The organism is Lentibacillus songyuanensis, assembly GCF_039548255.1.
Classification (GTDB): Bacteria; Bacillota; Bacilli; order Bacillales; family Amphibacillaceae; genus Lentibacillus_C; species Lentibacillus_C songyuanensis.
In genome coordinates this window covers 113,685-135,902 of record NZ_JBCLVH010000006.1, presented here as the reverse complement: position 1 = coordinate 135,902, position 22,218 = coordinate 113,685, and the positions used below count along the sequence as shown (strand labels likewise).

Genomic DNA, 22,218 nt, shown 5'->3' with positions numbered 1-22,218 from the left:
GGCTGCAGTCAATTCTGCAGCCTCTTTATCGTGTTTATAGTGATGAGGAAATGAGGTGTTGAAATATGAACAAAAAAGCATTTATTTTAGCGTTCATAACAGTTCTAATCTGGGGGTCAACTTTTACCGCGATAAGGGCGAGTCTGCTTGGCGGATTTACACCTGGTCACTTGGTGCTGACACGATTCCTTGTCGCATCTATTATGTTTATCCTTTATTTCCTCTTACCGGGGGTTTCTTTTCGCCTCCCCAAAAAGCAGGATATCCTGCGAATTTTAATCCTTGGCTGGATAGGTATCAGTATCTATCATATGGGGGTTACATTCGGTGAACAGACGGTTACAGCGGGAACAGCAGGTATGATCATTGGCTCGGGGCCTGTATTTACTGCATTGATCGCTGTTATTGTTTTGAAAGAACAGCTTGGAAAATTAGGTTGGATCGGACTCGGCGTTGGTTTTTGCGGAATTGTTTTAATAGCAATAGGGACTGCTGGTCCAACATTATCGACCTCAATCGGGGCCATTTACTTATTAATTTCTGCGGTCGCAACATCGATATTTTTTGTTTTTCAAAAATCCTTGTATAGTCGTTACAAGCCCATTGAACTAACCGCTTACTTTACCTGGGCTGGTACATTACCATTACTTATTTTTACACCTGGACTCTGGCAAGATATCCAACATGCCACCCTTGAAGCAAATTTATCTGCAGTTTATGCAGGTATTTTTCCAGCGGCAATAGCGTATGCGATGTGGGGTACAGCACTATCATTAGGTAAGACAAGTTCGGTCACAAGTATTCTGTATGTAGAACCGGTCATCGCTGTATTTGTGGCATGGATATGGCTTCAGGAGCTGCCGAGTATACTATCTGTTATCGGTGGGTTAATTGCAATTTCTTCTGTTATAGTGATTAATTTGCTTGGGATTCGACAACGTGCTTTTAACAAGCGATGAAAAGGCCGCCACAAGCAAACAGAGTTCTTATAGGTACTCTGTTTGCTTGCGGAATAGCTTGATTGAGGTTTGAGGATAGGCTGAATTTTCCCTGCCCGTATCTAACTTCGGAGTTGTGCTCGATCAACTTTTAAGCGCTCTCGATCAACTTCGGGGCGCTCTCGTTCAACTTTTCCACCCATTCGATCAACCCGCTAAGTTTCCCTGTACTTCTAGTCTATAAGTTTCACGATGCACACTTTTAAATAGTCTCCCTCTTGATACGTATCACTTGTCGCGAAATCGATAGGCAGCGTATATGTCTCAAGTATCCGGTATTTCCGATTCATTTCCCTAAACGCTTGGTCAATAAATCCCTTAAACTTTTTCATGCTGACGGTCGCGTTGTTGGTCGAAGCAACAATAACACCACTTTTTGCTGTGATTTCAATCGTATCCTTGACCAAGGCTGGGTAGTCCTTCGCTACTGAAAACGTACGCCTCTTGGAACGGGCAAAACTCGGTGGATCTAGAATCACCATCTCAAACGTGAGGTTCTTACGCTTGGCATATTTGAAATAATCAAAGACATCCATGACAATAATATCTTGCTGTTCAAAGTCAATCCCATTGACACTGAATTGTTCAATGGTTTTTGCTTTACTCCGTTTTGCCAGATCGACACTAGTTGTCTTCCAGGCTCCACCAACAGCTGCAGCAACAGAGAACGCACCTGTATACGAGAACGTATTAAGCACTGTTTTCCCCTTCGCATATTTATCCCGAATTGCCTTTCTGACATCGCGTTGATCAAGGAACATTCCAACCATCGCTCCATCGTTTAGATAAACGGCATAATTCATTCCGTTCTCTTTGACAATGATCGGAAATTCACCACGTTCACCGGATACAAAATCATCGTCTTCAATATATTGTCCCTTGGTATCATAACGTCTTTTTTGATAAATTGCTTGAAACTCAGCCAACTCAGTCAACGCCTGAATAACCTTTGTTTTGAATGAATATATTCCTGCACTATACCAGTTGATCATATAATAACCTGCAAAGTAATCAATGGTTAATCCACCAATCCCGTCCCCCTCCCCATTAAAAATACGAAAGGCATTCGTATTTGGATCCGTATAAAAATGCTGCCGTTTTCTCATCGCTTGTTTCAATTTATTTTTAAAGAAACTGGCATCGATTTGTTCATACTGATTATAGGACAGCACCCAGCCAAGCCCCTTATTCTGTTTTCCATAATACCCTTTGGCAAGAAATTGGTGATTGCGATCCTTCAGTAAAATGACACTTCCTTCACTCTTAAGTACATCAGCATTGATAATGTCGTCTTTATGAAGTAACGGATATCCTTTTTTATACTTTGCTACCCTGTTTGCTTTTACATATAAATCGATTGTTTTACCCATATTCTCATCCTATCATTTTCATTTCGGTTCATATCTCATTAGTATAACATGTTTCCCATGATATCCTTTTCTATGAAAACAAAGGTTCATTCCTTTGTTTACGATATATTATCGATTATAATAGGATCCGAGGTGAGATGATGGCACGCGAACGAAAATTTTCCAAGAATGAATTATTTCAATACACCAAAGAAATCCTGCTCAGCCACGGTTATGAAGGTTTTACCTTTAGCATACTAGCTGATCGCCTTGACGTTGCTAGAGGAACCCTTTATAAATACTACCAAAACAAAGTGGAGTTAATTACAGACTATATTCTGTTTGAATTAAATCAGTTTCTCATCAAACTAAAACAAATCAATCAATACGATACATTTGATTCTCAATTCGAATACCTACTAACGCTGATGTTTACCCATAGTAAAATCCGTCATATTCTTATTACAGTAAACCGTCTCTTAGGCGATGAAAATGCTCATGTTAAAGCAAAAAGGAAAGAATTAAGAGAACTACACCTGGAAATGTATCACCATTTACAATCGTTTATTCAGCAAGGGAGACAAGAAGGTATTTTAAAACCATCGATCCCCGATGAACTTATTTTAAGCTTTATTCTGCAATCCATCGAAATTCCTGACCAGCTTGCCTTGAGCCAGGATGAGTGGGTGCAATCACGAAAAGAACTGCTTAGTTATGGAATGTTCCAAAAAAAGTAATTGACACATCGAAAAAACAGCTTGATAATAATAGTGACAGGTGTGTCATTTTATTTTTTTCAAAGTGACAATTTTGTCACTTTGTGCAGAAGGGAGTCAAAAAATGAAGTCAATCATTCATTTTATCACCGATCGGGTTGCTACTAAAAAGGGCATGTGGATCACCCTGGCAATATGGTTAGTCTTAACAATATTACTTGCCGGTCTTGCTCCAGGGGCGAGAGACTATCAGGTTTCCGGAATTGATTCCTTGCCTGATGATGCACAGTCGGTGATTGCCGAAAAAAAACAGGATAACTATTTTGCCGATAACGATGGGATCCCAGCATTGCTGGTTTTTCAGTCGAAACAAGGTGAAGTGTCATTAGACGACCTGACCAGCGTATTAAAAACGCTGCAACAGAAAGAAATTAATGGATTGAAAAACGTTATCCCGTTGGAAAAGCTACCGCCCGAAGCTACCGAAAGCTTTTTTTCGGAGGATCATACAACAGCACTCATCCCGTTAACATTTGATGCATCTTTGGAGACAAAAGAAATTGGCGCTTCTTTAGATAGGGTTCGTCAACTAGCTGAAAAGGATACGGACGCTGCCTTATTTATAACGGGGCCAGCGGGAATTGCCACCGATACACTCGACCTGTTTTCCAGGGCAGACCTTGTGCTTATCATGTCAACAGTGGCAATCATTCTAGTTCTACTCGTTGTTATTTACCGGTCGCCATTATTGGCGCTCATTCCCCTGCTCGCAGCCGCCTTTGTATACGAAGTGACCAACCAGGTGTTAGGAATAATGGGTAAAGCAGGATTAACCTTGGATAATCAGTCATTGTCCATTATGTCGATTCTATTATTTGCCGCAGTAACGGACTATTCCCTGTTCGTCTTAGCACGATATAGAGAAGAGCTGAAAAATCATGCTAGTAGATATGATGCCATGAAATGGGGGATGCGCGGTTCAGGCGTGCCTGTATTTTTCTCGGGGGGAACCGTATTAGCAGCGATGCTTGTTTTGTTTTTTGCTAAGTTTGGAGAATACCGAAACTTTGCCCCAATTTTCGCAACGGCAATGGTCGTGGTCATGTTCGCATCGATCACACTTGTACCTGCCTTATTCACCTTATTTGGGAGAAAATCATTTTGGCCAAAAGTGCCACATGTTGGCAATCACCAGGCAAAAGCAAGTTCACTGTGGAGTAAGGTTGGCCGTTTTGTAACCCGTAAGCCTGTTATTGCTGTTGCTATTATCGGGATAATCCTGCTTGCCTCGGCAAGTCATGTCTTTAAGGTGGACTATGAATTTGATACGATGAAATCTTTTCCAAAAGATATGCCCTCACGAGAAGGATATGAAGTGCTCGAGAAAAACTTTGAAGCAGGAGATCTTGCCCCAACGACTGTCCTTTTTGAAGCAACAGGTGCCTTGACACAACAAGAACAGGCAAAACTGGCCGATACACTGGCTGGTCAGCCATTGGTTAATAATGTTCGCATTAGCGGGGTCACGGATAACCAAAAAGTCATCGCTTATGATCTGACGTTTTCTAGCAATCCATATGCTGTGGAAACGATGGATGCCTTAGAAAAACTGGAAGACAAGGCTGGAAAATTGATAGATCAAAGCAACCTGAATGGCAAGCTTTATTTTGCCGGAGAAACTGCTGCATCGGTCGATGATCGCGCAACAAATAGCCGTGATTTAATTGTCATTGTATCGATTGAAACGATATTGATCTTTTTGCTATTAATTGTTTTAACAAGGTCATTTAGAATGCCAGTCTACATGATGGGCACCATTTTAGTGTCCTTTATTGCGGCACTAGGATTAGGAACGTTTTTAACGAATGTTTTGTTTGATATTGATACGATCAGCAATCGTGTACCACTGTATGCTTTTGTCTTTCTAGTGGCACTTGGGGTCGATTACAATATTATCCTTATTTCCAGGTTTATGGAGGAACGAAAGAAGCACCCCGTTAAACAAGCAGTTGAAATTGCTGTTGCTAATACTGGAGGTGTCATTTCATCTGCGGGGATCATTTTGGCCGCAACTTTTGCTGTCTTGATGACGCAACCAATACAATTATTGTTTGTCTTTGGATTTATCGTGGCAATAGGAATTCTACTGGACACATTTCTTATCCGAGGTGTACTGTTGCCTGGATTATTGGTTTTGTTTGAGCGAGAGAATAAGAATAAAGGAAGAGAGTCTGCCCAGTAAGGGAGGCTCTTTTTTATGAGCAAACGATTTGATTGCCTTTTATCTTAAAAAATGCAAAAATTAGACAAAGGGAAGAAAGGGTGGATAGCATGACATTAAAAACAACCGATTTATGTGATGAATTTGCTAATGAATTATCCGTATGCAAGCAGGAGTTTCAATCATTCGGCAAGATAACCGCATTTTCCGGACCCATCTCGACGGTACGTGTTTTAGAGGATAACGTCCTGGTTAAAGCCGCATTACAAACCATTCTCAAAGGGCATGTCCTTGTCGTTGATGGGGGCGGCTCCAAAAACTGTGCATTGATGGGGGACAATTTGGCAGCGATCGCCATTGAACGAGAATTGGCTGGTGTCATTATTTATGGATGTGTCCGGGATACCGCTGATCTTGCCAACATGGATATTGGTGTTCTTGCATTAGGGAAGAACCCGTTAAAAAGCGAGAAAAAAGGTGAAGGCGAGACAGATATTGCCGTTACTTTTGGCGATGTGGAGTGGAAGCCTGGGAGTTATGTATATGTTGATGAGGATGGTGTGGTTGTTTCAAAAAGAGAATTATCTTTAAATTAGTTAAGAGATTAACTTAAAAGCGGTGCAAGTAATCGTGTGAAATTTAAATTGAATGGACAGAGGATTAGATTTCAAGGGCGAAACAACGTAAAAATTGTTTCGCCCTACCCTCGCCTATTCAGATCCTAATGTTTTAAACTCCTGTTCTCACCACATTACCAATAGCAATTCCCACAAAAACAGCCACGATACCAATAACATAGGAAGCCCCAATGTAACTGATAAAATGTTTATATTTTTTCTTTCGCAGTAATTCGATATTTTCTACATTAAACGTAGAAAAGGTCGTAAATGAGCCCATGAACCCTGTACCTAGTAGTAATGATAGATAACTGCCAATCGCTAACCCCGTCAAAAATCCCAACAATAATGAGCCGGTAATATTCACAATAAAGGTGGCCAACGGGAATGTATGCGTCCATTTGCTTTTTATCCAATTGCTTGATAATACCCTGGCAAGCACACCGAATGCTGCACCGATTGCGACCATAATAACGTTAATCAGCATTATTCATCTCCTTTCCTTTGGCTAACATTTTCTCGCTGACCTGAAAGCCAAACACACAAGCAATCAAGCCGCCAATTAAGCTTGCCAAAATATAGCTGGCCGCACCGACATAATCACTTACTTTCCATAACTCCGCCGACTCCACCGCAAATGTGGAAAAGGTCGTAAAGGAACCAACAAATCCAGTTCCGATCGCGGAAACCATTTTTTTAGACAGCTTCGGGATCCCATTTAAAAATTGGGTTAAAAAGGCAAGCAAGAAGCAGCCTGTAATATTAATCAGCAGTGTCGCTAAGGGGAACTCCGTATGGATCATTAACCCAATTGAGTACCGTAATAAGGCTCCCAGGACTCCAAATATAACTAAAAAGACATAATACATAAACCATTCTCCTTCTAAGTGCATACAACTCCTGTGTCGCTACGATTACTATTTCTTTTAATCGTCTAATCAATACGCTGTGCATCCATGACATTAAAAAACGCCCACCTTAAAAAACCCTGTCTAAAGGGTAATTAAGGTAGACGTCATCAGTTGTATGATAAACAACACTTCACGGCGAACGTCATCGCCTATTCGTTTGATATTAAGATACCATAAGCAGGTGGCTAATACAAATCAAACAGCAAAAATATGTTCACTTCCAGGCACTAACCCTCCAAATTGTACTTATGAACAATGTCCAGAAAACCTAACAACGTTTTTAATAACCCAAGTTGATTGGAGTCATCCCAGTCCTCTTCAAATTCAGCCATCATCCAAATAACTTCATCCATATAAACATGCTTCACGATATCCTGCCAGTATGTTTTCTCTATATCAGTTAACCTGACATATTCAAAATAGCCTTGTTTAAACACCCCCCATTCTTCCACGTCAAAGATACGGGCCGGAGCTGTAGTTAATTCATTATGGAAAAGCAGTAGTGTCAAGGCTAGATCGTACAGTCGCGGCAAAAATGTTGCATTGTCCGGATCGACAAGAAAAGGCTTCGATTGATCATTATATATTAAGTTATTCGCCTTAAAGTCATACGGTGTCGCAACGGATGGTAATTCTAGTTTTTCCAATGTCTCTTGCTTCTCCATAATACCAATTAGCCGATCCCTCAAGTTCTCATCGTCTACCGGAATGCCCCGGGTTTCTGCATACTGTTTTATCGTCGCAACATCCTTCGTTATCTCATCCATGTCAAAATCGAATTCATCATAATTATCGAGGTGGTATTGATTATCCATTGATGATAAGGAGTGAATTTTGCCAAGAAGTTTTCCTGCCTCGTACACTTCCTGACTTTTTCCAGTATACGTTGTGCCATCAATATATGGATACACGATCCAAACCACATCATCGATCTGCTGTGGATTTTCAACAGATAGGGAAACCGGTGTGACAACAGAAACGCCATACTGCTTTAAATGTTGAATGAACTTCACCACGGACTTTGCCCTTGCCATAGGTCGCTGCGTCCTTTTGACAATATAAGATTTGCCATCTTGTTTCACCTTATATACAGGGGAAAATGGATAGATACTTTCTGGTTCATCTATTACGTGGAATTGAAATGCTCGCATTACTTTTTCATTAGACATAGAATTGATCCCTTCTTTTTTAACCACTTCACTATATAACAAGCGACAGGTATTTGAATTCCCAAAAGCACATTTCTATTCTAGCACGGAAATCAAATTATTCTAAATAGACATGACACTTTTTAAATGGATTAGTCAACAAATCTCTGATAAAATAAGCATAGGATTAAAAGTAAGGGTGATCGTTATGAAAATTGTTTCCATTGAACCAACACCAAGCCCACATTCCATGAAGATAAATTTGGATGAGCGGCTTGCTAATGGCCATACGGAAAATTATAAGCGTGATGATGAACTAATCGATGCTCCTGATTACGTCAAACAGCTGTTTGACATCAATGGCGTCAAAGGGTTGTATCGCGTCATTGACTTTATCGCGCTGGAACGAAATCCACGTGTTTCCTGGGAAGAAATCCTGCCAGCCGTACGTGACGTTTTAGGTTCCGCTGAAGAAAATACAGACACGGACCAACTTTTTACCAATCATATGTCAACCGATGATCATTATGGAGAAGTGAAGGTATTCATTCAATCGTTTCGTCATCTGCCTGTCCAGGTGAAATTACAAGACGGTGAGAATGAGCAGCGTTTTGCACTTCCCGAACGGTTCATGAACGCGACCATGGAAGCATCCGCTGCCTCTGATAATATGTTGATGGAACGAAAATGGGTTGAGCAAAGCCCGCGTTATGGTGATATGGAAGCCATTGGGCACGAAATCGTGGAAGAGATAACCGCCAGTTATGATGAAGCACGCTTGCAACAATTGCTCCAAGCGGCATTATCCGATAATTATACAGAAGAAAATCAGGCTCCTATAAGGAAGAAAATTACACTGGCCATGCTTGATAACCCAAACTGGAAAGATCGGTATGCAGCACTTGACCAAATGGCGGATCCAACCGTTGATGATTTGGGTATTCTTGACAAAGCGTTGGATGATCAAAAGGCATCCATTAGACGACTTGCAACTGCTTACCTTGGCATGATTGAGGACCGTGAAGTACTGCCCTATTTGTATAAGGCATTGAAGGATAAAGCCGTCAATGTCAGACGTACTGCTGGCGATTGTTTATCTGATCTTGGATTTGCGGAGGCCATCCCGGAAATGATTGATGCTTTATCCGATCCAAACCGACTTGTTCGCTGGCGAGCAGCGATGTATTTATATGAAGTTGGCAATGAAACCGCCATACCCGCTTTGAAAAAAACCTTGGATGATCCCGAATTTGAAGTACGGATGCAGACAAAAATGGCGTTGGCACGAATTGCAGGCGGCGAAAAAGCAGAAGGATCGATTTGGTATCAGATGGCACAAGCTACGAAAAAGTAAGTGAAATAACAAGCAAAACTACCATTCTTATTCATGTAGGATGGTAGTTTTCGTTTATCCTGTAGCTTTAAAATAGAGTTTGATCACTTTCTATGCGATCTTCCACAATCGCGCCCTATAATGGAATAATACATTAGTTTTTATTAGCTGGTTTCGTTTAACAAGAACCATGCATAGTTCTGTTTAAATCTCGTCTATATTTGTAAAAAAGACTGCTCCAATTTAGTAGCAGTCTTTCATATTGGTCTCCTCTTTAATGTTTATAGAATCACTTATTTATTGAAAAAATGAGTGATACTTTCACGAATTGAAGTTGGTTTTCTTCCAATCAAATCTTCTAAATCATTGGAAGTGTTTCCTTCATTTCCATCGGCTATTGAATTGTAAAGAGCAATTTGGAAATGAGCAAAACCTTCAGGAACGCCAGAATTAACCATTCCTTCTAGAACTTCAGAGTCTGACACAGACTGATGAGTAACGGTTTTCCCTGAAACATCTGAAAGAATCTTTGCAAGTTCATCATAATTCCAAGTTTCTGCTGATGCTAATTCATACACTTTATCTTCATGTCCTTCTTCAGCCAGAACGGTTGCTGCTGCTAAAGCAAGGTCATTTCGTTCTACTGTATTAACTTTACCTTTTCCAGCAGAAGTCACGATTACTCCACTATTAACAAACGATTGAAGGCTCTCATTAACAAACACTTCCTGATACAAAGCATTTCTTAAAATCGTAGTTGAAAGACCTGAAGCACGAAGAGTATATTCAGTTGCTGAATGAACATCTCCAAGTGGAGGAAATGCCCCCTTATCAACAGCAGCAAAACTTGTATAAAGAAGGTGTTTTACTCCTGCTTTTTTAGCTGCCTCAATGGCATCAACGTGTTTGCGAATACGTACTACAGAGTCGTCTTGTGGTGTTGATATTAGAAGCAACTTAGAAGCTCCAGCAAATGATTTTTCAAGAGATGAAGGGTCATCATAATCCCCGTAACGAACTTCAATTCCTTTGTCAGCAAAAAGGGCTGCTGCTTTATCAACATTTCGAACACTAACAGCGATTTGGCTTGCAGGTACTTTTTTAAGTAAGTGTTGGACAACAAGTTGACCAAGTTCTCCCGTTGCACCAGTAACTACGATTTTTGACATATAGAAGTCTCCTTTTAAAAATTTATTTTACTTGATAGATTATCAAGCATAGTTATATAATATATATAAAGTCATCAAAATGTAAGTAGTTATATTTTTATTGTATAGTCACAAAAATAGTACCATTAAGAAAGAGAGGTCACTCTATGGCTCGTTTTATTCCTCAAGGCGAAATCGTCCCTAAAGGACAAGAAGAGTTATGTCCTGTGACATATACTCAAAATTTAACTGCAGGAAAATGGAAAATTACTATTTTATGGCATCTAAGTAAACAGACCAGAAGATTTAACGAACTTCAAAGGTTGTTACCTGGAATTTCAAAAGGGATATTAACACGGCAGCTGAGGGAACTGGAGGAAGAAGAAATGGTTCACAGAGAAGTATATAAAGAGGTTCCTCCCAAAGTAGAATACTCACTAACACCAAAAGGGAAAAGCTTTATCCCTGTACTGAATATTATGGGTGAGTGGGGTAATGAACACATGAAGAGTAACCAAAAAGAACTCAAGCCTGTCACCAAAGATTAAGAAAAACGTGCTAGAGCAGATATGCTCTAGCACGTTTTTCTTAATTGCATTTTCAACTGATCTCCCATTATTCAAGAATTTGGCCCGTTTGCTGAACTGTCACTATCTATCTAGTCATTTAATTGCATAAAAAATTAATATAAATTACCAAACTTTTTTAAATGATCAAACTTCATTTCAAAGCCACATAGCCCACTCTTAACGGGCAGCCATCCATGAAGCAAAGATTCACCAATTAGGGAAAATGGGTTTAGTTGAGTATAACTATTGATAGGCTTTCCAGTTAATATCCCATCTTATTTTAGCGTAGCGGTGCTAATTTTTTTAAGCGAATTTGCTAGGCCTATTTTAATATGCTTATTTTTGCATCTTCGCTTATTTTATTTTCATGGGAGTAAGATTCCACCACTTCTAAGCTTTAAGGTGAAACCAAAAAGATAAGTGAGAGCCAACTGCATGACAAAGGTCTTATCCTGTTCGAACCTGCACGATGCAGGACACAAAGGCGTTGTAATTCAGATATTGGAACTTAGCCTTTGCCCCGCCATTAAGTGGGGGAGCAGGGGCAGACTAAAACCGTCACGTTTTGCGCTTCGAAAACCCCACTTTATGAAACTTCACTTTATTTAAAGGTTTTTAACCTTTCATTTCTATCTTCTTGTTCCGACTTTGTCGCCAAATCATATTTTTTTAGCAGATGGAATAGATCATTTAGCGTTTCTTGAGAACGATCGCCATCTAGAAAATCCAGTAATTGCACACGTAGATTAGCTGGTAAATGCGCCTTTTGACTAGCTAGTTTCTTAGCTACATCTGCTTTTGAATGATCGATATTACATTCTCCCATTAAATCACCTTCCAATCCTTCTTCAATGTCCTGTTTCTTCCTATTTTATCATAAGCCGTTTTGATTACCCACCATTCGAGTTGACACTTCTTATAATTAGCTCTATAATTATCTTGAATTCAAAATAAATGAATTAAGACTAATTCAGTCTAACGAGGTGATAGCATGGATAAGAATTTATCCCTGAAATCGTTTGTTGTTTTAATGAAAGCTTCCAAATCAATCGAAGAACGAATCAAACAAGATATTAAGCGTTACGGTGTCAGCACCACGGAATTTACCATTTTAGAAGCATTATATCATAAAGGAAAATTAACCGTACAGCAAATTTGCGATGCTGTCCTGATTAACAGTGGTTCCATGACCTATGTCATCGATAAACTGCAAAAGCGAGGCTTGTTAGAGCGCTCTGCCAGTGAGCACGACCGCCGCGTTGTTCATGTTCATATCACAGATGAGGGTAAGCAATTAATGGATGATATTTTCCCGAAACACCAAGCGGTTATTGAAGAGATTTTTACGGATATAGAGCCCGATGAGAAACAAAAATTGATTGACCTGCTCAAAACAGTCGGAAGGAAAGCATCAAATTAGGAGGGGTGCATGGAGATGAAACAAACATCTGGAATTCATCATATAACGGCAATTGTTGGTCATCCACAAGAAAACGTTGATTTTTACGCTGCGGTTTTAGGATTACAATTGGTGAAAAAAACCGTTAATTTCGACGACCCTGGAACCTATCATTTATACTTTGGTAATAAAGCTGGCAGACCTGGAACCATCATTACCTTTTTCCCATGGACAGGTGCACGGCAAGGAAAAATTGGCAATGGACAAGTAGGCGTAACCGCTTATGCTGTTCCAATTGATGCCATTGGATTTTGGGAAAAGCGTCTGACGAAATTCAAGGTCAACTTTACAAAACAGGAACGCTTCGGCGAAACATCTTTAACCTTTGCCGACCCACATGGGTTACAACTGGAAATTGTGGAACGTGAAGCTGGCGAGCAAAACACCTGGTCGTTTGATGACATTACTCCAGACGTTGCAATTAAGGGGTTTGGAGGTGCAACACTACTTTCTAGTAATCCTACTAAAACCATTCAATTACTTGAAGAAGGAATGGGTCTGAAAAAAATCGGTGAAGAAGGTGATGTTATTCGCCTTGCCGCTTATGGTGACATTGGCAATATGATTGATGTCAAAACAACATCAACCGGTCGTGGCGCAATAGGAGTAGGCACCGTACATCATATTGCATGGCGTGCCAAAGACGATGATGACCAATTAGATTGGCAGCAACAACTTGCAAAATCCGGCTATGCAGTTACCCCCGTCAAGGACCGAAATTATTTCAATTCGGTTTACTTTAGAGAACATGGAGAAATTTTATTTGAGATTGCAACGGACCCACCTGGATTTGCCATCGATGAATCGAATGAGGAACTGGGCCAAAGCCTAAAATTACCACCACAGTATGAAAAGTACCGTCAGCAATTGGAAAACACCTTAATCCCAATTGAAGTACGGGAACTCGACTAATCTAGAAAGGAGACTCACATGAAACATCTATTTCAAAAAGGAAACAATCCAGCAAAACCCACATTACTACTTCTTCACGGAACTGGAGGAACAGAACAGGACCTGCTTCCGCTTGCTAAAAAGATAGATCAGGAAGCAAATATTCTAAGCGTGCGGGGAAATGTGCAGGAAAACGGAATGCCACGGTTCTTTCGCAGGCTTGCAGAAGGGGTATTTGATGAGGAGGACTTGATTTTTCGCACAGAAGAATTAAATGTGTTTCTCGATCAAGCTGCAGAAGAATACAACTTTGATCGCAATCGTATCATTGCAATCGGCTATTCCAATGGAGCTAATATTGCCGCTAGTCTTCTATTCCATTATCAAAATGCATTACAGGGTGCTATTTTGCACCACCCAATGGTTCCAAGAAGGGGAATGGAGCTACCGGATCTATCCGGTAAACATGTATTCATTACTGCAGGAACCAATGATCCCATTTGTTCATCAGAAGAATCCAAAGAGCTTTATTCCTTGCTTGAGACCGCAAATGCTTCCGTTGACATCTATTGGAGCAACAAAGGGCATCAATTAATCTTTGAAGAAGTGGAAGCTGCTGAACAATGGTATCATAACCTAAAATGAAAAGACGGGGAGCCTTGTTTGGTTTCCCGTCTTGATTAATCTACACCTATAATACTGCTTCTTCGTTCTAAGATAGCTACATCCCGCCATACTCCATTAAGCTTGCCAATTCGCTCACGATTTCCAATATGTTGAAAACCGAACTTCGCATGCAGTTGCATACTAGCCTTGTTTTCGGGAAAAATCCCTGCCTGCAATGTCCAGTATCCGTTTGCTTCACTCGCTTCGATCAATGCTTTTAATAGTCTGTTCCCGATACCTTGACCTGCAGACTTTCGGCTAATATAAATACTCGCTTCAGCCACCCCGGCATAGGCACGCCGATTGGACACAGGACTTAATGCAGCCCAACCAATAATCTCGTCACCATCACGTACAACTAGCCGGCAATTTGATAAAGTGAAACTTCATTCAGTGGGGGGGTTTCGACGCACATGACGTGCTAGTGCAGGCAAAGGTATAAGGACGTGACGGTTTTAGCCTGCCCTTTCTCCCCCACTGAATGTTAGTTGAACAGAATCGGACCTTTACGGGCAGTTGACCCCCACTTATCTTTTTTAGTTTCATCTCAAAATCTTGAAGTGGTGGCCTTACTGTCCGTTAAGGCGGGATAAATGGTTCTGGTCCCATTCCTGCCATGACGGCGCTTCTGTATCGAACGTGGCATTACCGGTATGAATACCTTCCACATAGATATGTCGAACCTGCTCCCAATCGGATGCAAGCATGTTTTCGATTACTATTGTCTTTTCCATTTTTTATCCCTCAGTTTCAATCCAAAATCTACGTTTTACCGTTCCATCTGTATCCTGATAAGATGCGTCTTCTATACCGCCATTATTGATAATAACTTTGGCCGATCCAACATTGTCTTCATCACATGTTACCAACACGCGATCAATACCTAATTCCCGGCACTTTTTCAATGCCTCTTTCAGAATGAATGTTGCATAGCCCTTGTTTCGTTCGGATGGACGTGTACTATATCCAATATGACCACCCACATTGTAAAGAAATTCATTAAGTTCGTGACGAATATCGACCATTGCAACCATTCGTTCATGGTCATCAATCAAAAAATAATTCGTACTTGGCAGCCATTTTCCAGCACCACTTTCCCTTGCCGCTAACGCCTCTAAATATGCCCCATATGTATCATAGCCAGACAAATTAAAGCTACTGGGAACCATTCGTTCAGGCCCCCATTCTTTTACATAGCTTTCATGTTCCTGTTTCCATTTTAACGACGGCCGTTCTAATCGCATCACACTTCCACCTCGCATCAGCATATATGTTTATGGTTGCTATACCTTTTTCATTATTCACAATACATTTCCATTGATTTCGCTAATAAAATACATTAGATTAATAAGCAGGGTATGATATGCCCTACCCCTTAATGAAAGGGGGTGTAAAAGTGGATAAGATTTTACTTCTGACGGCTATCATAAGTCTTATTGCATCAGCTATTGGTGCGATAGTAACAACGTACCGAGACTTATATAGTCGAAAAGAAAAGAATCCTTCTCCGTGCCAACCGGATAAGGATTCCAAAAACACCAGAGGTTAGGGGGTAATCCCCTTCCTCACCACTATTATAGTCATATCATACCCTTTATATGATAAACATGTCAACAAGTTGGTTTTATACAAACTACCCACTATTTCTTTTGTCTTACTGAACAGGAGTGGAAAAAACATGAACGTGTACGTAGACGCAGATGCCTGTCCTGTTAAGGATTCCATCATTTCTATTGCCAAAGACAACCAGATCCCTGTTGTACTTGTAAAAAGCTTTGCCCATTTTTCCAACAGCGAACAACCACAAGGAGTGGAAACAATTTACGTGGATACTGGAGCCGATGCAGCCGATTACCGGATTATGCGGTTAGCGAGAAGCGGCGACATTATCGTCACCCAAGATTATGGACTAGCTTCACTCGGACTGGCAAAGGGCTGTCTTGTCCTCCATCATAAAGGATTTGTTTATACTAATGAAAACATTGACCAACTCCTACAAACCCGCTACGCTAGTGCCATGGCTAGAAAAAGCGGCAAACGAACAAAGGGGCCAAAAGCTTTTACAGCAGAAGATGAGAAAAAATTCAGAGAAACGTTTAAAGTCATCATCGAACAAAACAGGTAACCGACCGCTATTTTTTCAAGTAAACGAACCAAAACTTTGATCAAGCAAGCAATCTTTTCCAAACAAGCAAAAAAACACATCCTAACGAATAGCTGCCCGATGCTTGCGATGTTCCTTTCTTGAAGGAGTGGATCGAAATAATTGTCCCTCTTCCTCTGTTTCGGGAAAAACACTTGGTACTGGAATTGGTTCTCCCTTTTCATCGACTGCAACCATTGTCAAAAACGATTCCGTTGTTAACCGTCGTTCATCCTTGATCAGATCATGAGCATGCACCTTGACATAAACCTCCATAGAGCTGGTTCCCGTATAAGTTACCATTGCTTCTAATATTAATGAATCTCCCGCCTTAGCTGGTGACAGAAAATCAACAGAATCAATAGAAGCTGTCACCACTACACTATTTGCATGTTTCATTGCGGTTAATGCTGCTAATTCATCAATATACGCTAATATTTTTCCACCAAATATTGTATTTAGGTGATTGGTATCAGGGGGAAGTACCAATCGCGTCTGAATCGTCTTGGAATCCCCAATCGCTATTTGTTTCATATTATTTGTTCCTCCTAAAATAAAAAACACCTTCTACTAAGAAGATGTTAAACGCAGCACAAAGATAAGCGTTCATTATATAAAAATCGCATTATCTCGTAACATTCTCCTATTTCCCGTAGGTTAAAAATGCTCTTCCCTATGGCAGGTCTCCTGGCTTTGGATCATCAAATCTTTTTCCTTCCCATTAAAAAACAGTGGTTTAAAAAGATTCTCCTCATCACAGTGACGGGACCGCGCTGAATTTTCATCAGCTTCCCTTTTCAACTTATACAAGTCACCATAAAGCAATATATTCCATTTCATTCAGTATACCATGTTATGCTATGAAGACGTCAATTTTTTAGATGAAAAATAAGACACCCTTTTTTTATAGAAGTGTCTTCGTCGAATGTTGCAGTTAAAGCTTCCGGACCACAAAATTATCTTCTAATACTGCCCAATTTTGCGGGAACTGGTTTCCCAGTACCCAGTAACTACCGCCTCGTAACCCATACGCTTTCATTACATCATACTTTGCCTGCATACTTCGAGCATCCTCGAACCATACTTCATGCTGCTGGCCATTGTTATCCGTGTACCGGAAAAATGGAGCCTGATACGTTGTATTATATTGAATTTCTGCACCATATTGGCCGGCCAATTGAACAGCCTCGTATGGACTGACCGTTCGAGCTGTTGTTCCTTGTTGCCATGGGATCTTCCAATCACGGCCATATAACGGGATCCCCATCATGATTTTGTTACGCGGAATGACCGTAACAGCGTAGTCCAACACCTCCCGGACCATATTAATCGGTGCAATAGCCCACGGTTCGCCACCTGCCCAACCCCATTCATAGGTCATAAGTATAACGAAATCTACTATTTTTCCATGGGCACCATAATCGTGCGCTTCGTAAAGCAATCCCTGCTGTTCTTCCTTAACCTTAGGGGCTAACGCTGTCGATACAAGCAATCCTTCAGGATGAAACCGAGCGACAACGCGTCGTAAAAAAGCGGTATAATTATCCCGATCCTCCGGGTAAACATATTCAAAGTCAAAATTAACCCCTGCATATCCCTTCGATTGAATTTTTTTCAGTAAATTGGTGATCAATGTTTCCTGCAGATTTGGATTCCGGAAAATGGTTGCAGCCAAATCGGAATTGAAGTTCCCACCTGAGAAGTTCGTTAATACCAGTAGAGGAGCCACTTGATGGGCTCTGGCTGCTTCCAGCAAACCCGTCTCCTGCATGCTTGTGATGGTCCCATCTGACTTTACACTATACATAAATGGGGAAAGATAGGTGAAATTCCTTCCCAGAACAAGCACTTCATCCTTTCCTTGTTGATTGATATGCGTACTGTACGCATTAATCTCCATTATTGGCCGGGCGCCTACCGGAATCCTCAGCCGTTGACCCGGATGCAATACGGATGACTCTGTTAATTGGTTCGCTTTCATGAGTAGATTTATCGTTACATCATGACGACTCGCAATCGAGCCTAGTGTATCACCTGATTGAATCACATATTGCACGTATGGAATAACAAGCATTTCCCCAACATAAAGTATTGAGGGATCTGTAATATTATTCGCGGCTGCCAGTTCTTGAACCGACACCCCATAACGACTTGCAATCGAGCCTAATTGATCACCAGGCTGAACAACATACTCACGGTTTGGATTTGGAACAACCAATGTTTGGCCGACCACTAATGTATTCGGATCATCCAGCTGATTAACCAATACCATTTGATTAAGGTTTGATCCATAGCGCTGGACGATTTGCCATAACGTTTCCCCCCGCCTAACAACATGAATTTGCATTTTCTTTTCCTCCAATGTTCATTTCTATATCCATGCTATTCAGGGGGTAACTGTCCTGTTAATAATAATCAATGCTTATCAAACCTTTTAAAAAAGTCTCCCGTGATATACAGGAGACTCCTTTATGTTACATATTTTCCAAACGTTCAATACGACTCTCCATCGGTGGATGTGTCGCCCATAAGCTACCACGTTTTTTACGTTTACTTCCCAGTGGACGCGAAATATACATGGATGCCGTAGCCTCTTTCGCATTTTTAACATCTCGTGAATCTTGACTTATTTTCTGTAGCGCATGGATTAGTCCAGTTGGATTACGGGTTAGTTCAACTGCGGAGGCATCGGCCAGGTACTCCCGATTTCTGGATACCGCCAGTTGGACAAATTGCGCGGCGATCGGTGCCAGAATAACGAATACAAGGGCAATGATCATTAAAGCTGGATTGGATTTCTTATTCCCACTTCGTCTGCCCCCACTGAAAAACAACATACGTGACCCAAAATGAGCAATCAAAACAATGACGCCAACCAGCGCAATACAAATTGTCATTAAGCGGATGTCGTAATTGCGAATATGCGAGATTTCATGCGCTGCTACTCCGGAAAGTTCCTCCCGATTTAATCTCTCAAGCAAACCTGTTGTAAACGCCACAGCACCTTTTTCCGGTTTGATTCCTGTGGCAAATGCATTTGGCGCCGGGTCATTCACAACATATACTTTAGGCATTGGAATTCTAGCGGCCACTGATAATTCTTCCACCACATCAAACAGCATTGGATTATCTTCACGTTTTATTTCTTGCGCACCAGACATTGTTAATACCTGTGACGTGGCGGAAAAATACGTAACTGGTACGTAGAATGCTAGAATGATTGCCGCAATGATTATTCCTGACCAGAAATCATTATTAAATAAATATCCGATCGCCCAGCCAATCGCTAATACAAGCACACTGAACACCGTAATAAGCAGAATCGTTTTTCTCTTATTTTGTAAAATTTGTTTATAGAGCATCATTTTCCCCCATTAAAACGTTACATTAGGTACTTCACGATCTGCTTCCGGAATGGATAGCTGTTCTTCCCTGTGAAAGTTAAACATCCCTGCTAATATATTGGTCGGGAAGGATTCACGCTTAATATTGTAATCAGCGACCGTTTTATTGTATAGCTGCCGTGAATAAGCTACTTTATTTTCCGTCGTCGTCAGCTCTTCCTGCAGGTTAAGGAAATTCTGGTTTGCTTTTAAATCAGGATAAGATTCGGATAACGCAAAAATCGATTTAAGCGCTCCCTGAATTTGGTTATCTGCGTCAATTCGCTCCTGTGGTGTACCATTCACTAGTTGACTTCGTGCCTGTACTACTTTTTCCAATGTTTCTTTCTCATGTTTAGCGTATCCCTTAACAGTGTTGACAAGGTTGGGAATAAGGTCGTGACGCCGTTTTAATTGCACATCAATTTGGCTCCACGCCTCTTGTACCCAATTTCGGTATTTGATCAAACCGTTATAGGAAACGATGGTAAACAATAAAATGATGACCACAATGGCAATGATAATAATCGTTGCTATCATTTCTTTCATCCTTTCTAAGATATTATTTCTAGACATCACACATATTTTCTCAATTCATATCGGGGCAAGTGGGAAACCTTAATCGACTCATAAACAAATTATTATAAAGTATATGCTCCTCTATATTAAGTATAACACATGCACAATATCAGCGAGAACGACACATTTAAAAAAAACACAAAACATCTCGATATATCCCTGTTGAAAGAGTATGTTTCCTTTATCTTATTGCGAAATAAAAAAGAAGCAGCTAACTTCATCGTCTATGCGACAAGGCTTAACCTAGTCGGCATTCCTTGGTCCAGATATTTGCGCCCTTGTTCTTCATCCTATTACAAAGAAGCAAGTTTAACCCCAATCTTTGTGAAATACAGTTCTTTTGACTCATAATTTAAGGCTCTTAAAATGAGGATGATTTTCGTTTATAAGGATAACGTAAGAAGGCAGTTTAACTAAAAAATAAAAAAGGATGGTAAAAATGCCTGATGATCAATCACAACAAAACCAGCAAACCAATATTGAAACTGAAGACACATTGACCAATCGACAAGGACACCCCGTTACCAATAACCAAAACATTCGTACGATCGGAAATCGAGGACCTGCCACACTGGAGAACTATGACTTTATTGAAAAAATCAGCCACTTTGACCGGGAAAAAGTTCCGGAACGCATTGTTCATGCACGAGGAGCTGGGGCGCATGGCTATTTTGAAACGTACGGATCGGTTGGTGAGGAACCGATTTCTACGTATACAAGAGCCAAGGTTTTTCAGGAAAAAGGGAAACAAACTCCCGTATTTGTCCGTTTCTCTACGGTTGTCCATGGAAAGCATTCCCCGGAAACACTTCGCGATCCGCGTGGCTTTGCGGTGAAATTTTACACAGAAGACGGAAATTGGGATTTAGTTGGCAATAACATAAAAATCTTTTTTATTCGTGATGCCATGAAATTCCCTGATATGATCCATGCTTTTCGACCCGATCCAGTAACAAACATTCAAGATAGTCAACGTTTCTTCGACTTTTGTGCAAACTCTCCGGAAAGCTTTCATATGGTTACGTTTATTTATTCACCTTGGGGGATTCCGGCAAACTATCGAATGATGCAAGGGTCAGGTGTTAATACGTACAAGTGGGTAAATCAGGATGGAAAAGCTGTACTCGTTAAATATCACTGGGAGCCAAAACAAGGAATTAAAAACCTTACCGTTAAAGAGGCCAATGAAATACAAGCAACCAACTTCAATCATGCAACCCAGGATCTGTACGATGCGATTGAACATGGAGACTATCCAGAATGGGAGCTGTTCGTACAAATCATGGAAGACGGTCCACATCCAGAATTGGACTTTGACCCACTTGATGATACAAAGCTGTGGCCGGAGGATCAATTTCCATGGCTTCCAATTGGAAAAATGGTGTTGAATAAAAATCCTGACAATTTTCATAATGAAGTGGAACAAGCAGCATTTGGCACAGGAGTACTGGTTGATGGTCTAGACTTCTCTGATGATAAAATGCTGCAAGGACGGACATTCTCCTATTCCGATACCCAGCGTTACCGGGTGGGAGGAAATTATTTGCAATTACCGGTTAATGCCGCAAAAAAACGGGTAGCCACGAATCAAGAAGGTGGATATTTGCGACATGAAACGGATCGTGGTTCCAACCAAAATCCACATGTGAATTATGAACCATCCATTTTAGGCGGGTTAGAGGAAGCAGAACAGACCGGAAAAGAATACACGCCTAAGGTTGAAGGCAATCTGGTTCGCGAATCCATTGATCGAACAAGCAATACAAAGCAAGCTGGCGAAACGTACCGCCGGTTTGAGGATTGGGAGCGTGATGAATTAATTGGCAATCTTATCGGTGATCTATCGGAGTGTGATCAACGGATACAAGATAAAATGATCGCACTCGCCGAAGAGGCCGATGAAGAATATGGTCGCCGCCTGCGCGAAGGTCTTATAAATGCTGCAAAAGATGGAACCAGTCAAAATCCACTTGGAAATAAGGACAGCGAAAAAGCACCTGAGCAAGCAATTGATAAAGGGCATGATGCAGAGCCTTATTAAAGGCCACCAAATTTTAGTTAAACAACCTGCTTGGAAACCTGATATG

The 22,218-nt window shown here is 40.8% G+C and carries 23 protein-coding genes, 1 pseudogene and 2 riboswitches; of the genes and pseudogenes, 11 read left to right on the top strand and 13 right to left on the bottom strand.

Annotation, left to right across the window (positions count from 1 at the left end; translation table 11 throughout):
- Positions 1 to 65: 65 nt before the first annotated feature.
- The gene (locus tag WMZ97_RS08390) at positions 66 to 959 is read left to right on the top strand and encodes a DMT family transporter (RefSeq protein WP_343271625.1); all 894 of its coding nucleotides are present in this window, start codon (positions 66 to 68) and stop codon (positions 957 to 959) included.
- Positions 960 to 1,171: 212 nt separating this feature from the next.
- Here the strand turns inward: WMZ97_RS08390 and WMZ97_RS08385 are convergent, their stop codons facing one another.
- Positions 1,172 to 2,368 carry a class I SAM-dependent rRNA methyltransferase gene (locus tag WMZ97_RS08385; RefSeq protein ID WP_343271624.1) on the bottom strand — a complete coding sequence of 399 codons (1,197 nt, stop codon included), beginning with the start codon at positions 2,366 to 2,368 and terminating at the stop codon, positions 1,172 to 1,174.
- A gap of 137 nt (positions 2,369 to 2,505) precedes the next feature.
- On the opposite strand from WMZ97_RS08385, the gene WMZ97_RS08380 reads away from it, so the two are divergent.
- The 3 genes from WMZ97_RS08380 to rraA all read left to right on the top strand — a co-directional run bounded on the left by WMZ97_RS08380 (position 2,506) and on the right by rraA (position 5,880).
- Positions 2,506 to 3,084 (top strand): TetR/AcrR family transcriptional regulator, encoded by a 579-nt coding sequence (locus WMZ97_RS08380; RefSeq protein ID WP_343271623.1) that lies wholly within the window; start codon positions 2,506 to 2,508, stop codon positions 3,082 to 3,084.
- A gap of 103 nt (positions 3,085 to 3,187) precedes the next feature.
- On the top strand, positions 3,188 to 5,305 hold the full coding sequence (locus tag WMZ97_RS08375) for an MMPL family transporter (RefSeq protein ID WP_343271622.1): 2,118 nt from the start codon (positions 3,188 to 3,190) through the stop codon (positions 5,303 to 5,305).
- Between the two features lie 89 nt (positions 5,306 to 5,394).
- Complete coding sequence (gene rraA, locus WMZ97_RS08370) at positions 5,395 to 5,880, top strand: ribonuclease E activity regulator RraA (RefSeq protein ID WP_343271621.1); 486 nt, start codon at positions 5,395 to 5,397, stop codon at positions 5,878 to 5,880.
- Positions 5,881 to 6,013: 133 nt separating this feature from the next.
- Here the strand turns inward: rraA and crcB (WMZ97_RS08365) are convergent, their stop codons facing one another.
- The 3 genes from crcB (WMZ97_RS08365) to WMZ97_RS08355 all read right to left on the bottom strand — a co-directional run bounded on the left by crcB (WMZ97_RS08365) (position 6,014) and on the right by WMZ97_RS08355 (position 7,981).
- Positions 6,014 to 6,388, bottom strand: coding sequence for a fluoride efflux transporter CrcB (gene crcB, locus WMZ97_RS08365; RefSeq protein WP_343271620.1), 375 nt, complete (start codon positions 6,386 to 6,388; stop codon positions 6,014 to 6,016).
- Positions 6,378 to 6,770, bottom strand: coding sequence for a fluoride efflux transporter CrcB (crcB, locus tag WMZ97_RS08360; RefSeq protein ID WP_343271619.1), 393 nt, complete (start codon positions 6,768 to 6,770; stop codon positions 6,378 to 6,380). The genes crcB (WMZ97_RS08365) and crcB (WMZ97_RS08360) overlap by 11 nt, the downstream gene beginning before the upstream one ends.
- A 133-nt stretch (positions 6,771 to 6,903) precedes the next feature.
- A riboswitch (Fluoride riboswitch) is annotated at positions 6,904 to 6,971 on the bottom strand.
- Between the two features lie 68 nt (positions 6,972 to 7,039).
- Positions 7,040 to 7,981 (bottom strand): aminoglycoside phosphotransferase family protein, encoded by a 942-nt coding sequence (locus WMZ97_RS08355; protein WP_343271618.1) that lies wholly within the window; start codon positions 7,979 to 7,981, stop codon positions 7,040 to 7,042.
- A 187-nt stretch (positions 7,982 to 8,168) separates the two neighbouring features.
- Between WMZ97_RS08355 and WMZ97_RS08350 the strand changes: the two genes are divergently transcribed.
- Entirely contained in the window at positions 8,169 to 9,314 is a 1,146-nt protein-coding gene (locus WMZ97_RS08350) for a conserved virulence factor C family protein (RefSeq protein WP_343271617.1), read from the top strand.
- A gap of 272 nt (positions 9,315 to 9,586) precedes the next feature.
- Here the strand turns inward: WMZ97_RS08350 and WMZ97_RS08345 are convergent, their stop codons facing one another.
- Positions 9,587 to 10,462 (bottom strand): SDR family oxidoreductase, encoded by an 876-nt coding sequence (locus tag WMZ97_RS08345; RefSeq protein WP_343271616.1) that lies wholly within the window; start codon positions 10,460 to 10,462, stop codon positions 9,587 to 9,589.
- A 146-nt stretch (positions 10,463 to 10,608) separates the two neighbouring features.
- On the opposite strand from WMZ97_RS08345, the gene WMZ97_RS08340 reads away from it, so the two are divergent.
- Positions 10,609 to 10,989 carry a winged helix-turn-helix transcriptional regulator gene (locus WMZ97_RS08340; RefSeq protein WP_188944413.1) on the top strand — a complete coding sequence of 127 codons (381 nt, stop codon included), beginning with the start codon at positions 10,609 to 10,611 and terminating at the stop codon, positions 10,987 to 10,989.
- Between the two features lie 622 nt (positions 10,990 to 11,611).
- Here the strand turns inward: WMZ97_RS08340 and WMZ97_RS08335 are convergent.
- On the bottom strand, positions 11,612 to 11,851 hold the full coding sequence (locus tag WMZ97_RS08335) for a hypothetical protein (protein WP_343271615.1): 240 nt from the start codon (positions 11,849 to 11,851) through the stop codon (positions 11,612 to 11,614).
- Positions 11,852 to 12,001: 150 nt separating this feature from the next.
- On the opposite strand from WMZ97_RS08335, the gene WMZ97_RS08330 reads away from it, so the two are divergent.
- Genes WMZ97_RS08330 through WMZ97_RS08320 form a run of 3 tightly spaced genes read left to right on the top strand, consistent with a single transcriptional unit; the run spans position 12,002 to position 14,005 of the window.
- Positions 12,002 to 12,430, top strand: a complete 429-nt coding sequence (locus WMZ97_RS08330) for a MarR family winged helix-turn-helix transcriptional regulator (RefSeq protein ID WP_343271614.1) — start codon at positions 12,002 to 12,004, stop codon at positions 12,428 to 12,430.
- Between the two features lie 15 nt (positions 12,431 to 12,445).
- Positions 12,446 to 13,381 (top strand): ring-cleaving dioxygenase, encoded by a 936-nt coding sequence (locus tag WMZ97_RS08325; RefSeq protein ID WP_343271691.1) that lies wholly within the window; start codon positions 12,446 to 12,448, stop codon positions 13,379 to 13,381.
- 18 nt (positions 13,382 to 13,399) lie between these two features.
- A complete protein-coding gene (locus WMZ97_RS08320) occupies positions 13,400 to 14,005 on the top strand; it encodes an alpha/beta hydrolase (RefSeq protein ID WP_343271613.1) in 606 nt (201 codons plus the stop codon).
- Between the two features lie 35 nt (positions 14,006 to 14,040).
- Here WMZ97_RS08320 and WMZ97_RS08315 read toward each other — a convergent pair.
- The 3 genes and pseudogenes from WMZ97_RS08315 to WMZ97_RS08305 all read right to left on the bottom strand — a co-directional run.
- Positions 14,041 to 14,382, bottom strand: a pseudogene (locus WMZ97_RS08315) (N-acetyltransferase family protein); the annotation flags it as partial.
- Positions 14,383 to 14,595: 213 nt separating this feature from the next.
- A complete protein-coding gene (locus WMZ97_RS08310; RefSeq protein ID WP_343271612.1) occupies positions 14,596 to 14,760 on the bottom strand; it encodes a GNAT family N-acetyltransferase in 165 nt (54 codons plus the stop codon).
- A gap of 3 nt (positions 14,761 to 14,763) precedes the next feature.
- Positions 14,764 to 15,270, bottom strand: a complete 507-nt coding sequence (locus WMZ97_RS08305; protein ID WP_343271611.1) for a GNAT family N-acetyltransferase — start codon at positions 15,268 to 15,270, stop codon at positions 14,764 to 14,766.
- Positions 15,271 to 15,704: 434 nt separating this feature from the next.
- Here WMZ97_RS08305 and WMZ97_RS08300 point away from each other — a divergent pair, with 434 nt between their 5' ends.
- Entirely contained in the window at positions 15,705 to 16,151 is a 447-nt protein-coding gene (locus WMZ97_RS08300) for a YaiI/YqxD family protein (protein WP_343271610.1), read from the top strand.
- An 81-nt stretch (positions 16,152 to 16,232) separates the two neighbouring features.
- Here WMZ97_RS08300 and WMZ97_RS08295 read toward each other — a convergent pair whose 3' ends face one another.
- From WMZ97_RS08295 to WMZ97_RS08280, 4 genes are all read right to left on the bottom strand, one after another.
- Entirely contained in the window at positions 16,233 to 16,703 is a 471-nt protein-coding gene (locus WMZ97_RS08295; protein WP_343271609.1) for an acyl-CoA thioesterase, read from the bottom strand.
- Positions 16,704 to 16,829: 126 nt separating this feature from the next.
- Positions 16,830 to 17,003, bottom strand: a riboswitch (cobalamin riboswitch).
- Positions 17,004 to 17,103: 100 nt separating this feature from the next.
- Entirely contained in the window at positions 17,104 to 18,516 is a 1,413-nt protein-coding gene (locus WMZ97_RS08290; protein WP_343271608.1) for a LysM peptidoglycan-binding domain-containing protein, read from the bottom strand.
- Between the two features lie 127 nt (positions 18,517 to 18,643).
- Positions 18,644 to 19,531: a zinc metalloprotease HtpX gene (htpX, locus tag WMZ97_RS08285; RefSeq protein WP_343271690.1), complete on the bottom strand. Its 888-nt coding sequence runs from the start codon at positions 19,529 to 19,531 to the stop codon at positions 18,644 to 18,646.
- A gap of 12 nt (positions 19,532 to 19,543) precedes the next feature.
- Positions 19,544 to 20,092 (bottom strand): LemA family protein, encoded by a 549-nt coding sequence (locus tag WMZ97_RS08280; RefSeq protein ID WP_343271607.1) that lies wholly within the window; start codon positions 20,090 to 20,092, stop codon positions 19,544 to 19,546.
- Between the two features lie 478 nt (positions 20,093 to 20,570).
- Here WMZ97_RS08280 and WMZ97_RS08275 point away from each other — a divergent pair, with 478 nt between their 5' ends.
- On the top strand, positions 20,571 to 22,172 hold the full coding sequence (locus WMZ97_RS08275) for a catalase (protein ID WP_343271606.1): 1,602 nt from the start codon (positions 20,571 to 20,573) through the stop codon (positions 22,170 to 22,172).
- Positions 22,173 to 22,218: the final 46 nt, after the last annotated feature.

Coding starts and splice junctions, on each gene's coding strand:
- WMZ97_RS08390 (WP_343271625.1), top strand. CDS start 66: ATGAACAAAAAAGCATTTATTTTAGCGTTCATAACAGTTCTAATCTGG.
- WMZ97_RS08385 (WP_343271624.1), bottom strand. CDS start 2,368: ATGGGTAAAACAATCGATTTATATGTAAAAGCAAACAGGGTAGCAAAG.
- WMZ97_RS08380 (WP_343271623.1), top strand. CDS start 2,506: ATGATGGCACGCGAACGAAAATTTTCCAAGAATGAATTATTTCAATAC.
- WMZ97_RS08375 (WP_343271622.1), top strand. CDS start 3,188: ATGAAGTCAATCATTCATTTTATCACCGATCGGGTTGCTACTAAAAAG.
- rraA (WP_343271621.1), top strand. CDS start 5,395: ATGACATTAAAAACAACCGATTTATGTGATGAATTTGCTAATGAATTA.
- crcB (WP_343271620.1), bottom strand. CDS start 6,388: ATGCTGATTAACGTTATTATGGTCGCAATCGGTGCAGCATTCGGTGTG.
- crcB (WP_343271619.1), bottom strand. CDS start 6,770: ATGTATTATGTCTTTTTAGTTATATTTGGAGTCCTGGGAGCCTTATTA.
- WMZ97_RS08355 (WP_343271618.1), bottom strand. CDS start 7,981: ATGTCTAATGAAAAAGTAATGCGAGCATTTCAATTCCACGTAATAGAT.
- WMZ97_RS08350 (WP_343271617.1), top strand. CDS start 8,169: ATGAAAATTGTTTCCATTGAACCAACACCAAGCCCACATTCCATGAAG.
- WMZ97_RS08345 (WP_343271616.1), bottom strand. CDS start 10,462: ATGTCAAAAATCGTAGTTACTGGTGCAACGGGAGAACTTGGTCAACTT.
- WMZ97_RS08340 (WP_188944413.1), top strand. CDS start 10,609: ATGGCTCGTTTTATTCCTCAAGGCGAAATCGTCCCTAAAGGACAAGAA.
- WMZ97_RS08330 (WP_343271614.1), top strand. CDS start 12,002: ATGGATAAGAATTTATCCCTGAAATCGTTTGTTGTTTTAATGAAAGCT.
- WMZ97_RS08325 (WP_343271691.1), top strand. CDS start 12,446: ATGAAACAAACATCTGGAATTCATCATATAACGGCAATTGTTGGTCAT.
- WMZ97_RS08320 (WP_343271613.1), top strand. CDS start 13,400: ATGAAACATCTATTTCAAAAAGGAAACAATCCAGCAAAACCCACATTA.
- WMZ97_RS08310 (WP_343271612.1), bottom strand. CDS start 14,760: ATGGAAAAGACAATAGTAATCGAAAACATGCTTGCATCCGATTGGGAG.
- WMZ97_RS08305 (WP_343271611.1), bottom strand. CDS start 15,270: ATGCGATTAGAACGGCCGTCGTTAAAATGGAAACAGGAACATGAAAGC.
- WMZ97_RS08300 (WP_343271610.1), top strand. CDS start 15,705: ATGAACGTGTACGTAGACGCAGATGCCTGTCCTGTTAAGGATTCCATC.
- WMZ97_RS08295 (WP_343271609.1), bottom strand. CDS start 16,703: ATGAAACAAATAGCGATTGGGGATTCCAAGACGATTCAGACGCGATTG.
- WMZ97_RS08290 (WP_343271608.1), bottom strand. CDS start 18,516: ATGCAAATTCATGTTGTTAGGCGGGGGGAAACGTTATGGCAAATCGTC.
- htpX (WP_343271690.1), bottom strand. CDS start 19,531: ATGCTCTATAAACAAATTTTACAAAATAAGAGAAAAACGATTCTGCTT.
- WMZ97_RS08280 (WP_343271607.1), bottom strand. CDS start 20,092: ATGATAGCAACGATTATTATCATTGCCATTGTGGTCATCATTTTATTG.
- WMZ97_RS08275 (WP_343271606.1), top strand. CDS start 20,571: ATGCCTGATGATCAATCACAACAAAACCAGCAAACCAATATTGAAACT.